Below are 13270 nucleotides of genomic sequence, written 5' to 3'. Positions count from 1 at the left end.
ATCATGGCAAACGGCTTCCACGAGGTGCGCTTTCCGCTGCGCCTGTCGCTCTCGACGAGCGGCGGCCCTGTCAGGCGCACCGACATCGTCAACCTTTCCAACGGCCGCGAAAGCCGCAACAGCCGCTGGCGCGATGCGCGGCGCAGCTACGATGCGGGCTCTGGGCTGCGCTCTTTCACCGATCTCTATGAGGTCCTGGAGTTTTTCGAGGCGCGCAGCGGTGAACTCTATGGGTTTCGCTTTCGCGATCCGGTCGATTGGACGACTGGGCGACCGGATGTGCCGGTGACGGCATTCGATCAGCTTATCGGCACCGGAGACGGCACGACGGCGAGCTTTCAGCTTGCCAAGACCTACGGAGACGCGGCCGCGAGCACCGTTCGAACCATCCGCAAGCCGGCGGCAGACTCGGTGATCGTTGCCGTGGATGGCGTCGAGCAAGGCCCTTCCGCCTTTGCCTGCGATGCCGCGACTGGCCTCGTCAGCTTTGCTGCCGGTCATATTCCTGCTGCGGGTGCTGCCATTACCGCAGGCTTCGAATTCGATGTGCCGGTTCGCTTCGCGACGGGTCGGATCGACGTCAATCTGTCGGCCTTCAACACCGGACGGATCCCGACAATTCCGCTGACGGAGATTGTACCGTGAGAACCATCGACCCATCTCTGGCGATGCATCTCGATTGCGACGCGACGACACTTTGCCATGCCTGGCGAGTGATGAGGCGAGATGGCGTCGTCCTCGGTTTTACCGAGCATGACCACGACCTCGCCTTCGCCGATACCAGCTTCACCGCTGCCAGTGGCTTCTCTGCAAGTGCGACCGAGGAGGAGGCCGGTCTCCCGGAGGCGACCAGCGACGTTGCGGGCGGCTTCTCCAGCGATGCGATCACCGAGGACGACCTTCAACGCGGCGCCTATGACGGCGCCCGCGTGGAGGTTTTCCTCGTCAACTGGTCGGTGCCCGCGCAGCACTTGCTGATCAAGGTGCAGGAAATCGGCGAGGTCGTTCGCGATGCCGGTCAGTTTCGTGCCGAGCTTCGAAGCTTTGCCCATCGCCTGAACCAGCCGCAGGGGCGCGTCTACGGCAGGCGTTGTGATGCGGCGCTTGGGGACGGCAGGTGCGGTGTCGATCTGGCCCAGCCGCAGTTTCGCGCTGAAGGCATCGTGGTGCTGGTGCGTGATGAAAGCCATATCCAGGTTTCCGGTATCGGCAGCTTGGGCGACGGCTTCTTCCGTTTCGGGGAACTGGCTTTTCTTGATGGCGTAGCCGAGGGGCAAGGCGGGATCGCCGAGTCGTATTCTGAGACGGAAGGCGAGGTGACATTGTGGCTGCCGCTGACCGTCCTGCCTGAGATCGGCGACCGGGTCCGGTTGACGGCCGGATGCGACAAGGCTTTTGCCACCTGCCGAACAAAGTTTTCCAACCAACTGAATTTTCAAGGGTTTCCGCACATACCAGGTGCAGACTTCGCGTACACCTACGCCGATGACGAGACCGTTCACGACGGGAGCGCGCTGTTCAAATGAGACCCTTTGCAGAGAAGGTGCTGAACGCTGCCGAGAGCTGGATCGGAACGCCCTATCGCCACCAGGCGTCGACCAAAAGCGTCGGGTGCGATTGTCTCGGCTTGATCCGTGGCGTGTGGCGGGACGTCTATGGCGACGAACCGGAACTCCCGCCGCCCTATGCGCCTGACTGGGCCGAGCGCAGCGGCACGGACCGCCTGATGGCTGCGGCGCTGAAACACTTCGGAACGCCGCTGCCGCTGACGCAAGCGCAGCCGGGCGATGTGCTGCTGTTCCGCTGGCGGCCGGATATGGCGGCGAAGCATGCCGGCATTCTCGCCGGCGAACGGCAATTCATCCATGCCTATGAGCAGGCTTCGGTCGTCTGTTCGCCGCTGGTGCCGAGTTGGCGCAGGCGGATTGTGGCTGTGTTTCGCTTTCCCGAACGTTGCTCCGTTTCCGGCTGAAGCCGGCAATTCCTCTTCATTTTCCGGTGGTTCATGGCAACACTTCTCTTTCAAGCGGCCGGCGCTGCTCTCGGCAGTGTCTTCGGCCCGGTTGGCGCTGTCATCGGCCGCGCAGCCGGCGCGCTCGCCGGAAGCGTCGTCGATCACGCCTTGCTTTCCCGCAGCTCGACGGTTCGCGGGGCGCACCTTTCGACGGCGCGCATCCCCGGCGCAGACGAAGGGACGGCGATCAACAGGGTTTACGGAACGGCACGCGTGGGCGGAACGCTGATCTGGGCGACACGCTTCGAGGAGCAGGTGACGAGCGAGCGCAGGGGCGGAAAGTCGTCGAGTGGCGCGCGGGTCGAGACATTCCGCTACTTTGCCAATCTGGCGATCGGGCTTAGCGAGGGACCTGTCGCCTGTGTTCGCCGGGTCTGGGCTGATGGCAAGGAGCTCGACCTGACGCAGATCGAGATGCGGTTCTATCCCGGGGATCGTGATCAGCAGCCGGATCCCTTGATCGAGGCGAAGCAGGGAGCGGGCATGGCGCCCGCCTATCGCGGGCTTGCCTATGTCGTCTTCGAGCGGTTGCCGTTGGATTCCTATGGTAACCGCATTCCTTTGCTGCAGTTCGAGGTGATCCGCCCGATCGGCACGCTGGAAAACCAGATCAAGGCTGTCTGCATCATTCCCGGCGCGACCGAGCATGGTTATCGCACGGTCGCCGTCTCCGAAAGCACCGGGGCAGGCAGCGCGCGAGTCCTGAACCGCAACAGCCTGCAGGGGCTGACCGACTGGGAGGTCTCGATCGACGAGCTGACGGCGCTCTGCCCAAATCTCGAGCGTGTTGCGCTTGTCGTCTCATGGTTCGGGACCGACCTGCGCGCGGGCGAATGTCAGATCCTGCCGGGCGTGGAAGTGTCGGCGCGCAACGAAAGCAGCCCATGGTCGGTCTCCGGCTACTTGCGCGGAACCGCTCACCTTGTCAGCAGGAGCGGCGGCGGTCCCGCCTATGGCGGCACGCCCGACGACGCGAGTGTTGTCTCGGCAATTGCCGATCTCAAGGCGCGTGGGTTGGCGGTCTACCTCTATCCCTTCGTGATGATGGATATTCCAGCCGGCAACAGCCTCCCGGATCCCTATGGGGCTTCGGCTCAGCCTTCCTATCCCTGGCGAGGGCGGATCACCTGCTATCCGGCGATTGGCCAGGTGGAAACCGTGGACCGGACCGCAGAGGCTGCAGGCCAACTGTCCGCCTTCACCGGGGCGGCGCAGGCAACCGATTTTTTCGTTGACGGGCAGCGTGTGACCTATGTCGGCGGCGAGGCCAGTTACCGCCGCTTCATCCTGCACTACGCGCAACTGGCAAAGGCGGCGGGTGGTGTCGACGGGTTCATTGTCGGATCGGAATTGCGCGGGCTGACGCAGGTGCGCGATGGAGCCAACAGCTTTCCATTCGTCGCGGCGCTGACGGCTCTCGCAGCCGATGTGAAGTCGCTCCTGCCGGCGACGAAACTGACTTACGGTGCCGATTGGAGCGAATACTTCGGCTACCATCCGCAGGATGGAAGCGGCGACGTCTATTTCAACCTCGATCCGCTCTGGTCGTCGCCGGCGATCGATGCCATCGGCATCGACAACTACATGCCACTGGCGGACTGGCGGGACGACGATCTCGCGAACGCCAATCCTGATGGTTTCCGGACCGGCGATGACTTCCGGGCGTTGACCACCGCGATCACTGCAGGCGAGGGTTTCGATTGGTATTACGCGAGCGATGCGGCTCGCCGGGCGAGGCAGCGTAGTCCGATTTCGGACGAGCTTGTCGGAAAGCCTTGGGTTTTCCGCTACAAGGATATCGCGGGTTGGTGGTCCGATCAGCATCATGAGCGGATCGGCGGCGTGGAAATCCCGACGCCGACATCGTGGCTTCCGCGCAGCAAGCCTGTCTGGTTCACCGAACTAGGCTGCGGTGCCATCGACAAGGGCGCAAACCAACCGAACATCTTTGCCGATCCCAAGTCCGCGGAAAGTGCTGTTCCCTACTTTTCCAACCGTACGCGCGCCGACACCATGCAGCGGCGTTTTCTGGAGGCCCATCACACGTGGTGGGGCGGTGGCGGTCCTCTGGCCGGAATGGTCGATCCGGCGCACCTTTTCGTCTGGTCGTGGGACGCGCGGCCCTTTCCTGCCTTTCCGCAGAATACCTCGACATGGAACGACGGTGCCAACTGGCGTATCGGACATTGGCTGAACGGCAGGCTCGGCAGCGGCACGCTGGCTGAGGTGGTGGCTGCTCTGCTGCGAGATCACGGCTTTGACAATTTCGACGTGTCTGAGGTGAGCGGCGATCTGTTGGGATATGTGCAGGGGGATATCGCATCCGCGCGCAGGCTGATCGAGCCGCTCCTGGAAGCGTTTCAGATCGATGCGATCGAGGATGCGGGGCGTCTGCGCTTCCGGTCGCGCATGTGGGCGAGCCTGCCGGCGCTGCCGGTCGACATTCTTGTGGACCGCGAAGACGAGCCGCTATGGCAGGAAACGCGTGGTCATGACAGTGATTTTGCGGCTGAAGCCCTGCTGAGCTTCTACAATCCCGACCTCGATTACGAGCAGGCAAGCGCTCGCTCCCATCGCGTGTCGCAATCGACAAATCGGATCATTGAGCAGGACCTCAATGCCGTCATGCCCGAGGAGACGGCGCTTGCCGCCGCCGAGGCATTGCTGCGCGACAATCGCGTTGCCCGGCGGTCCATCCGGTTCTCGCTTCCGCCGAATGAGGTGCGTATCCAGACTGGCGACGTAATTGCGCTGCCCGGACCACCGGGCCGGTTCCTGATCAGCCGCGTCGAGGATGGTGAGGCACGCCGGGTGGAGGCGCGCGAATTCGCCTCGTCTGTCGGCAGTACGGCGGGGACGATTGCCGCCGGAAAGCCGAGCGGCGAGGGCGGCTCGAACCTGTTTTCCCCGATCGTCCACTTGATTGACCTGCCGCGGTTCGATGGCAACGATCCGTCGAGCTATGCCCGGGGCGCAGTCTTTGCAAAACCGTGGACGACGGTCGGGCTGTCGTCGTCTCCCACGAGCGAAGGTTACAAGGGTAGGGTGCTGCTCGATCGGCCGGCGCGGATCGGCACGTTGACAAGTGCGCTTGCGGCAGGGGTTATCGGCCGCTTCGACTGGTCGCGACCGCTTGAACTCGATCTGTCCTATGGCGGCCTCGCCTCGGCACCTGCGACTTCAGTCCTGAACGGCGCCAACCTTCTGGCGGTCTTGTCGGTCCGCAATGTCTGGGAAGTCCTGGCGTTCCGAGAGGCCGAGGAGATATCGCGCGGGCGTTGGGCGCTGCGCGGCTTGCTGCGGGGGCTTGCCGGCACGGAGGATGCGATGTTTTCGGGGGCAGCAGTCGGATCGGCCGTTGTGCTGCTCGACGAGGCGGTGAAACCGCTTGGCCTCGGCAGCGACGAAATGGGCCTGCGATTGAATTGGATTGCCGAAACGGCCTCATCGACGGGGAAGACAGGTCCCTTCGCCTTCGAGGGCGGGTTGCGGGCGCAGACGCCGCTTGCCCCCGTCCACATCCGATGCGCACGCGGCGACAACGGCGTGAAGATCACCTGGATCAGGCGCGGGCGCGACAGCGCCGACAGTTGGCTCGCAGCCGATATTCCCCTCGACGAGCCGTTCGAGCGGTATCGTGTCGAAATTCTGGATGGCGACGTCGTTCTGAGAGCGAACGAATCCGACAGAGCGCAGTGGATCTATCCGTCCGCCGACGAACTTGCCGATTTCGGACAACCGCAAAACAGTCTCAGCCTGCGTATTCGGCAACTGGGCGAACGCGTGCCGCTCGGCATTCCTGCACGCGTGACATGTGCTTTCTAAATTTCATCGTGAAGGAGAGAAGATGATAGATCTGAAGGATTGGTACAGTTCGAAGACCATTTGGGGCGCGCTGATCTCGATCGTCGCATCCGTGTTGCATTTTGCCGGTATCGACCTTGCTGCGGCAGACAAGAGCCAGTTGGTCGACTCGGTCGTCAACATAGCCGGCGCGCTGGGTGGCCTACTTGCCATTTACGGGCGTGTCACTGCCAAGGCGGCGATCAAATCCGCCCCTTAAAGCCGGCGCGGCGAGCGGAAGACATCGTTCGCCGACCCACAGTTTTGAACACGCGTGGCGCGAATTCAAAACTGTTCTAAACATCAGGGATTACAAGGCATTCATTTGCCATTCAGGTGGCTTGAGTACATAGTCTGGGCCAAGTTGGTATCCATTGAAAGCATTGCACATGGCCTCTCCCTTGAGCGTCGCAGCGCTAGCCGCAGGGCTGGCGGTAACGTCGCCCTCACCGGATAATCCGCGTACCCTGACGGTGCGCGTTGCAGGCGATTGCAGCGAGGCCGCACGCGAGGTTGTGGAAAAAACGGGAGGGCAGCTCCTTTCCGTCCAGCCTCTGGGCGATAGCTGCATTATCACCGTCCTCGTCCAAGGTAACGGACAGCGCCCGCGCAAAGTAACCGTCAAGGTTCCGATGTAGGCAGAATCGCCCTATCTAGACGCCGAAGAAATCAAGCGGAGCAAAGCGGACCGATGCGCATTCTGGTAGTCGAAGACGATGTCAACCTGAACCGGCAGCTCAGCGACACGTTGAAGGAAGCCGGTTACGTCGTCGATCAGGCCTTTGATGGCGAGGAGGGCCACTTCCTTGGCGATACCGAGCCTTATGACGCGATCATTCTCGATATCGGCCTGCCGGAACTGGACGGCGTGACGGTGCTCGAGAAGTGGCGCGGCGCAGGGCGCGGCATGCCGGTATTGATTCTCACCGCGCGCGACCGCTGGAGCGACAAGGTCGCGGGCATCGACGCCGGTGCCGACGATTACGTCACCAAACCTTTCCACGTCGAGGAAGTGCTGGCGCGCATCCGTGCCTTGATCCGCCGTGCGGCGGGGCATTCGTCCTCCGAGATCATTTGTGGCCCGGTGCGCCTCGACATCAAGAGCTCGAAGGCGACAGTCAATGGCGTCGCGTTGAAACTCACCTCGCACGAATACCGGCTGCTTTCCTATCTCATGCACCATATGGGCGAAGTGGTTTCGCGCACCGAGCTGGTCGAGCACATGTACGACCAGGATTTCGATCGCGATTCCAATACGATCGAGGTTTTCGTCGGGCGCCTTCGAAAGAAGATGGGCGTTGATTTGATCGAAACGGTGCGCGGGCTTGGCTACCGCATCCAAGCGCCGAAAAATGCGAATTAAGTCGCTTACTGCACGCGTTCTACTGCTGACCACGATCTGGTCGACCGTCGCGCTTGTCGTCATCGGGTTGTTGATCTCGACGCTTTACCGGAAAAGCGCTGAGCGCGGCTTTCAAGACCTGCTGCGCGCCCAGCTCTATAATGTTGTCAATTCGGTGACGATCGGCGACCAAGGGGCGTTGAACGGCAGTCCGCAGCTCGGCGACCTGCGCTTCGCGCAGCCAAAGACCGGCTGGTATTGGCTCGTAGAGCCGCTCGGCACTTATACCGCGCAACCGCTGGTCTCACCCTCGCTTGGTTCGGCTTCGATCCCTGTTCCGTCCGTTCTCGAAGCGCCCTTCGACAAGAACTATGAGCGCTACTATCAGGTGACTGATGCCTCGGGGAACCGGATCCAGGTTGCTGAAACCGAGGTTGTGCTGGATACCGACGGTCGTGCCGCGCGCTTCCGCGTCAGCGGCAACGTCGACGTGGTCGAGGATGACGTCCGCAATTTCTCCCACAGTCTCTATCTGGCGTTGGCTGGCTTCGGCGTCGGCAGTCTGATCGTCAACGCCTTGGCCATTCTCTATGGCTTGAAGCCGCTCGACAAGGCGCGCGCGGCGCTTGAGCGCATTCGCGCCGGTGAGAGCGAGGCTTTGAAAGGCGATTTTCCGCGCGAAATCCTGCCGCTCGCCAACGAAGTCAATGCTCTGATCGACAGCAACCGCCGTATCGTCGAGCGGGCGCGCATGCAGGTCGGCAATCTCGCGCATTCTCTGAAGACACCGATCGCGGTGCTGCTCAACGAGGCACGCGTGCTGGAACGTTCGCACGGCGATCTCGTGCGCAACCAGGCTGAGGCGATGCAGGGGCAGGTGCAATCATATTTGAACCGCGCCCGCATTGCCGCGCAGCGCGAATCCGTGCTCGCCCGCACCGATGCCGAGCCCGCTCTCGAACGGCTCGTGCGCGTTATGCGGCGTTTGAACGTCGACAAGGAATTCGAACTGACCGTGACACCGCCGCACCTCGCGGTCGCGATGGAACAGCAGGACCTTGAAGAGGTCGTCGGCAACCTGCTTGAGAACGCCGCTCGTTTTGCTGCCACCAAGGTTCGCCTCTCCGTTTCAGAGGCGCCCGATGAGGTGAAGGGCGCGGAAGGCAGCGGGCGTCGCCATTGGGTCGAGCTCGTCGTCGAGGACGACGGACCGGGGCTGGAGCCCGATCAGATTCGCGAGGCGCTGAAGCGCGGCAAGCGGCTGGATGAAAGCAAGCCCGGCACGGGGCTCGGACTCTCGATCGTGACGGAGATTTCCAATGAATACCAAGGGCGGCTCGAATTGTCCCGCGGCGAATGGCAGGGACTGAAGGCCCGCCTTATTTTGCCAGGCATCACAAAGGATGTTGCGTGAGCAACTGCTTGATGTCACATAGACCCAGGCGTTTGCATAGCATGCTTTGCCTTGTTGCCGACACGGCGTGGTGCGTGTGTGGCTGCGTTGATTGACACCTGATTCTGGTTCGGCTGAATGATGCTACGTTCGCAAGGCATGATCGTTTCCTCGCTTCTCGTCGCCATGACGCTTTCCGGGTGCCAATCGACGAAAAGCAGCTCGGGCGGTCTTTTCTCGAGGAAGCCGCCAGCTTCGGCTACATACATTGCTGCTTTGCAGGGCGGTATCATCGGTCGCAGCGGTGTGGAACTCAGCAGTAGCGACCGTCAGCGTGCACTTGAGGCGGAATATCGTGCTCTGGAAGGTGCCGCTGTGGGGCAGCCGGTTGTCTGGAGCGGACGCAACGTCAGCGGCAGAGTGGTGGCGGCTGCGCCCTACCAGGTAGGCTCGCAGAATTGCCGTCAGTATACCCACAGCGTCACGATCGACGGCAAGGAGACGGTGGCGCGCGGTTCCGCCTGCCGAAACGACAATGGCAGTTGGTCGCCCCTCGGCTAAGCTGCGTAGAATTGACCGCCGGCGAAATGTTGCGGCCAAACGCCTCAAATAATCGTCATTGCGGCTTTGCTTGTTGGAATAGACGTTTGCTTCGAGTATTTGGCGGCTATGCTTTTCTGGATTCTTGTGGCCGTTCTGACGGCGGCAATTGCCGCCATTCTGCTTTACCCGCTTTTGCGTGGCGCAAGAGCGGTTGATGACACGCGCGCCGGGGAGTCCGCGGTCTATCGCGATCAATTGCGAGAACTCGATCGCGACCTCGCCGGCGGGCTGATTTCCGCCGACGAAGCGGATTATGCGCGGGCCGAAATCGGCCGGCGCCTGATTACAGTCTCCACCGCGCCTGTCGCCGATCGGAAGGTTTCCAAGCACCACCGTCTGTCCGAAGCCTTCGTGCTGCTGCTCCTGCCGATCTTGGGGCTCTGTCTTTACATTCTGGTAGGGCGGCCGGATTTGCCGTCACAGCCGCTGCAAGCTCGACTTGAGAACCCCGGCAACGATATGGCGATCCTCGTCGCCAAGGCCGAGCGCCACTTGGCGCAGAATCCTGAGGACGGCAAGGGCTGGGACGTCCTGGCGCCGATCTACTTCAACACCATGCGCGTTGACGACGCAGAGAACGCGTATCGGAATGCGATCCGGCTGCTTGGCCCGAGCGCCGCACGCCTCGATGGGCTCGCCGAGACGCTGATGGCGACCTCGAACGGTGTCGTCACCGAGGATGTGCGCAAAGTGCTGGAGCAGTCGCTTCAGTTGCAGGCGGACAATCCAAAGGCAAGCTTCTATCTGGCGCTCGGCTTGGAGCAGGCCGGTCGGACTGCTGATGCCAAGGCGGCCTTCGAGACGCTCGCCAAGCAGTCGCCGGCCGATGCACCATGGCTGCCGCTGGTCGCCGAGCACGTTGCCAAGAATGGCGGCGCGGCACCGAACGCACTAGGCAACCCAACTGCGGCGGACGTTGCGGCTGCCGAGGGCATGAACGCCGGCGATCAGCAACAAATGATAAAGGGCATGGTCGAAAGCCTTGATGCCAAGCTTACCGAAGACCCGAACAATCTCGAGGGCTGGTTGCGGCTCGTTCGCTCTTATGCCGTATTGAGGGACAAGGATCGTGCGGTTGGAGCTCTGAAACGCGGATTGGCAGCGTTTCCCGCAAGCAGCGAGCAAGGCAAGAAGCTGCTGGCGGTGGCGCGAGAGCTCGACATCGCGACAGAAGGAATGACGGAATGACGCGCAAGCAGAAGCGCTTGGCAATCATCGCTGGCGGCATGAGTTTCATCATTGCCGCCGTGCTGCTCGTCATGTTCGCCTTCAGCCAGTCCGTGGCCTATTTCTATATGCCGGCAGATATAGCCAAGAACCCGGTGCCGCCGGGAACCCGGATTCGGCTCGGCGGTCTAGTCGGTGAGGGCAGCATCATCCGCGGCGCCGGATCGACGGTGCAGTTTGCCGTGACCGACGCGACCGGCGATCTCGTCCGGGTGCGATATACCGGCATTCTCCCGGATCTTTTTCGCGAGGGGCAGGGAGTGGTAACCGAGGGCCGCTTCGAAACCGGCAGCGACGTATTCACGGCCGATACGGTCCTCGCCAAGCATGACGAGAAATACATGCCGAAGGAAGTCGCCGACAAGCTGAAGGCGCAAGGCCTTTGGAAAGAAGGGGAAGCAGTGCAATGATCATCGAGATCGGCCACTACGCGCTCATCCTGGCGCTTGCGACAGCACTTGTCGTTTCCGTCGTTCCGATTATCGGTGCAAGGCGCCTTGACCGCGCGATGATGGATGTGGCCTCCGTCGGCTCCCTGGCAATGTTCGCGCTGGTGGCCTTCTCCTTCGCCGTGTTGACCTACGCTCACGTCGTCTCCGACTTTTCGGTGGCGAACGTCTGGGAAAATTCGCACTCGCTGGTGCCGTTGCTTTTCAAGTTTTCCGGGGTTTGGGGCAATCACGAAGGCTCGATGATGCTCTGGCTGCTGATCCTGGTGCTCTTCAGCGCTTTGGTGGCTGCCTTTGGGCGCAACCTGCCCGACACGCTGCGGGCGAATGTGCTTTCTGTGCAGGCGTGGATTTCGGTGGCCTTCATTCTCTTCATCCTCCTAACCTCCAACCCGTTCATGCGTCTGGATCCTGCACCGGCCGAGGGGAAGGATCTGAACCCTGTCCTGCAGGATGTCGGTCTCGCGATCCATCCGCCGCTGCTTTATCTCGGCTATGTCGGCTTCTCGGTTTGCTTCTCCTTTGCTGTGGCAGCTCTCCTCGAAGGCCGCATCGATGCCGCCTGGGCGCGTTGGGTGCGACCCTGGACGCTGGCCGCGTGGACGTTCCTGACGCTAGGCATCGCCATGGGTTCGTACTGGGCTTACTACGAACTCGGTTGGGGCGGCTGGTGGTTTTGGGATCCGGTCGAGAACGCATCGTTCATGCCTTGGCTTGCCGGGACGGCGCTGTTGCATTCGGCGCTTGTCATGGAAAAGCGCGAGGCCCTGAAGATCTGGACGGTCCTGCTCGCGATCCTGACGTTCTCGCTGTCCCTGATGGGCACCTTTCTTGTGCGATCGGGCGTTTTGACCTCGGTGCACGCCTTTGCCAGCGATCCTTCGCGTGGCGTCTTCATCCTGTGCATCCTGTTGATCTTCATCGGCGGGGCGTTGTCACTGTTCGCGTTCCGCGCGCCGCTGCTCTCGGCGGGCGGCCTGTTTGCGCCGATCTCTCGCGAAGGGGCGCTTGTCCTGAACAATCTCATTCTGACGGTCGCTTGCGGCACCGTCCTGACCGGCACGCTCTATCCGCTGCTGCTGGAGACGCTGACCGGCGATAAGATCTCGGTTGGACCGCCTTTCTTCAATATGACCTTCGGCTTGCTGATGGCACCGTTGCTGGTCATCGTTCCTTTCGGCCCGCTCATGGCATGGAAGCGCGGTGATTTGCTCGCTGTTCTGCAGCGGCTCTATCTGGTCGCGATCCTGGCCTTCATTGCGGCAGTCGCGTTCTTCTATGTCGAGCACGGCGGCCCTGTGCTTGCCGTGGTTGGGCTGGCCGCAGGGTTATTCCTGGTCTTCGGGGCGATTGCTGATCTTTGGTATCGGGCTGGCGTGGGCAAGGTCGCTGCGTCCGTTGCCTGGAAACGCCTGGCCGGCCTGCCGCGCTCGGCGTTCGGGACGGCGCTCGCTCATGCCGGGCTCGGCGTTGCGGTCCTCGGCATCGTCGCGGTCACCACCTTCGAAACCGAACATGTCATCGAGATGAAGCCCGGCCAGGGCGTCGAGGCGGGTGGTTACTTCGTGCGCTTCGACGGTATGAAGCCAGCCACAGGACCAAACTACAGTGAAGAGCGGGGCCACTTCACCATCAGCCGCGGCGGTGTCGAGGTTGCTGATGTCTGGTCGTCGAAGCGCGTCTACACGGCGCGCCAGATGCCGACGACCGAGGCCGGGATCCTAACTTTTGGGCTCAGCCAACTCTACATGTCCCTCGGCGATGTGACGAACGATGGCGGCATCGTGGTGCGCATCTGGTGGAAGCCTTTCATTCTCTGCATTTGGGGCGGCGCGGTGATCATGGCGACCGGCGGGTTCGTTTCGCTGAGCGATCGGCGACTGCGCGTCGGCGCGCCGAGCCGAAGAGCAAAGCCCGCGCGTCCGGCGATGGAGCCGGCAGAATGATCCGGGCTATCCTCCTCGTGCTGGCAGTGCTTCTTTCCTCCGTTCCTGCGTTTGCCGTCAATCCGGATGAGGTTCTTGCCGATCCGAAGCTGGAGGCGCGGGCGCGCGCGATTTCGGCGGAACTGCGCTGCATGGTCTGCCAGAACCAGTCGATCGACGACTCCAATGCCGAGCTTGCCAAGGATTTGCGCCTGCTGGTGCGTGAGCGGCTGACCGGTGGTGATACCGACGAGCAGGTCGTGAACTACATCGTCTCGCGATACGGCGAGTTCGTGCTGTTGAAGCCGCGCTTTGAAACGAAAACGATCCTGCTTTGGGGCGCGCCGATCCTGCTTGTTGTCGCAGGCGGCATCTCGCTGATCGTCTTCGCGCGGAAGAGGGCAGGCAGACCGACAGGTTCCAAGCTGACCGCCGAAGAGCAGGCCCGCTTGAGTCAATTGCTCGACGAATGAC

Annotated in this window: 13 protein-coding genes; all 13 read left to right on the top strand. The window is 62.0% G+C overall.

What is annotated here, in order from left to right; genetic code table 11:
* The first annotated feature begins 3 nt into the window (after positions 1-3).
* The gene (locus FHT97_RS02175) at positions 4-645 is read left to right on the top strand and encodes a TIGR02217 family protein (RefSeq protein WP_183859573.1); all 642 of its coding nucleotides are present in this window, start codon (positions 4-6) and stop codon (positions 643-645) included.
* The gene (locus tag FHT97_RS02170; protein ID WP_183859571.1) at positions 642-1526 is read left to right on the top strand and encodes a DUF2163 domain-containing protein; all 885 of its coding nucleotides are present in this window, start codon (positions 642-644) and stop codon (positions 1524-1526) included. The genes FHT97_RS02175 and FHT97_RS02170 overlap by 4 nt, the downstream gene beginning before the upstream one ends.
* Complete coding sequence (locus FHT97_RS02165; RefSeq protein WP_183751800.1) at positions 1523-1972, top strand: NlpC/P60 family protein; 450 nt, start codon at positions 1523-1525, stop codon at positions 1970-1972. The genes FHT97_RS02170 and FHT97_RS02165 overlap by 4 nt, the downstream gene beginning before the upstream one ends.
* A 33-nt stretch (positions 1973-2005) precedes the next feature.
* Positions 2006-5839: a glycoside hydrolase/phage tail family protein gene (locus FHT97_RS02160; RefSeq protein ID WP_183859569.1), complete on the top strand. Its 3834-nt coding sequence runs from the start codon at positions 2006-2008 to the stop codon at positions 5837-5839.
* Between the two features lie 22 nt (positions 5840-5861).
* Entirely contained in the window at positions 5862-6077 is a 216-nt protein-coding gene (locus tag FHT97_RS02155; RefSeq protein ID WP_114712099.1) for a hypothetical protein, read from the top strand.
* A gap of 169 nt (positions 6078-6246) precedes the next feature.
* A complete protein-coding gene (locus FHT97_RS02150; RefSeq protein ID WP_016553306.1) occupies positions 6247-6495 on the top strand; it encodes a hypothetical protein in 249 nt (82 codons plus the stop codon).
* A 53-nt stretch (positions 6496-6548) separates the two neighbouring features.
* On the top strand, positions 6549-7220 hold the full coding sequence (locus tag FHT97_RS02145) for a response regulator transcription factor (protein WP_183859567.1): 672 nt from the start codon (positions 6549-6551) through the stop codon (positions 7218-7220).
* A complete protein-coding gene (locus tag FHT97_RS02140; protein ID WP_183859565.1) occupies positions 7210-8613 on the top strand; it encodes a HAMP domain-containing sensor histidine kinase in 1404 nt (467 codons plus the stop codon). The genes FHT97_RS02145 and FHT97_RS02140 overlap by 11 nt, the downstream gene beginning before the upstream one ends.
* Before the next feature lie 117 nt (positions 8614-8730).
* On the top strand, positions 8731-9153 hold the full coding sequence (locus tag FHT97_RS02135; protein ID WP_183751792.1) for a hypothetical protein: 423 nt from the start codon (positions 8731-8733) through the stop codon (positions 9151-9153).
* Positions 9154-9261: 108 nt separating this feature from the next.
* Complete coding sequence (gene ccmI / locus FHT97_RS02130) at positions 9262-10383, top strand: c-type cytochrome biogenesis protein CcmI (RefSeq protein ID WP_183751790.1); 1122 nt, start codon at positions 9262-9264, stop codon at positions 10381-10383.
* Positions 10380-10832, top strand: coding sequence for a cytochrome c maturation protein CcmE (gene ccmE, locus FHT97_RS02125; protein ID WP_183751788.1), 453 nt, complete (start codon positions 10380-10382; stop codon positions 10830-10832). The genes ccmI and ccmE overlap by 4 nt, the downstream gene beginning before the upstream one ends.
* The gene (locus tag FHT97_RS02120; protein WP_183859564.1) at positions 10829-12817 is read left to right on the top strand and encodes a heme lyase CcmF/NrfE family subunit; all 1989 of its coding nucleotides are present in this window, start codon (positions 10829-10831) and stop codon (positions 12815-12817) included. Before ccmE ends, FHT97_RS02120 begins: the two co-directional genes overlap by 4 nt.
* Positions 12814-13269 (top strand): cytochrome c-type biogenesis protein, encoded by a 456-nt coding sequence (locus FHT97_RS02115; RefSeq protein WP_183859562.1) that lies wholly within the window; start codon positions 12814-12816, stop codon positions 13267-13269. Before FHT97_RS02120 ends, FHT97_RS02115 begins: the two co-directional genes overlap by 4 nt.
* Position 13270: the final 1 nt, after the last annotated feature.

This window comes from Rhizobium sp. BK399 (assembly GCF_014194695.1).
In the GTDB taxonomy this organism is placed as follows: domain Bacteria; phylum Pseudomonadota; class Alphaproteobacteria; order Rhizobiales; family Rhizobiaceae; genus Rhizobium.
The sequence above is the reverse complement of the archived record's forward strand: the minus strand, read 5'-3'. Positions and strand labels throughout refer to the sequence as shown.

Excerpts from the sequence above, each read along its gene's own strand:
- FHT97_RS02175 (WP_183859573.1), top strand. The coding sequence starts at position 4 with ATGGCAAACGGCTTCCACGAGGTGCGCTTTCCGCTGCGCCTGTCGCTC.
- FHT97_RS02165 (WP_183751800.1), top strand. The coding sequence starts at position 1,523 with ATGAGACCCTTTGCAGAGAAGGTGCTGAACGCTGCCGAGAGCTGGATC.
- FHT97_RS02160 (WP_183859569.1), top strand. The coding sequence starts at position 2,006 with ATGGCAACACTTCTCTTTCAAGCGGCCGGCGCTGCTCTCGGCAGTGTC.
- FHT97_RS02155 (WP_114712099.1), top strand. The coding sequence starts at position 5,862 with ATGATAGATCTGAAGGATTGGTACAGTTCGAAGACCATTTGGGGCGCG.
- FHT97_RS02150 (WP_016553306.1), top strand. The coding sequence starts at position 6,247 with ATGGCCTCTCCCTTGAGCGTCGCAGCGCTAGCCGCAGGGCTGGCGGTA.
- FHT97_RS02145 (WP_183859567.1), top strand. The coding sequence starts at position 6,549 with ATGCGCATTCTGGTAGTCGAAGACGATGTCAACCTGAACCGGCAGCTC.
- FHT97_RS02140 (WP_183859565.1), top strand. The coding sequence starts at position 7,210 with ATGCGAATTAAGTCGCTTACTGCACGCGTTCTACTGCTGACCACGATC.
- FHT97_RS02135 (WP_183751792.1), top strand. The coding sequence starts at position 8,731 with ATGATGCTACGTTCGCAAGGCATGATCGTTTCCTCGCTTCTCGTCGCC.
- ccmI (WP_183751790.1), top strand. The coding sequence starts at position 9,262 with ATGCTTTTCTGGATTCTTGTGGCCGTTCTGACGGCGGCAATTGCCGCC.
- ccmE (WP_183751788.1), top strand. The coding sequence starts at position 10,380 with ATGACGCGCAAGCAGAAGCGCTTGGCAATCATCGCTGGCGGCATGAGT.
- FHT97_RS02120 (WP_183859564.1), top strand. The coding sequence starts at position 10,829 with ATGATCATCGAGATCGGCCACTACGCGCTCATCCTGGCGCTTGCGACA.
- FHT97_RS02115 (WP_183859562.1), top strand. The coding sequence starts at position 12,814 with ATGATCCGGGCTATCCTCCTCGTGCTGGCAGTGCTTCTTTCCTCCGTT.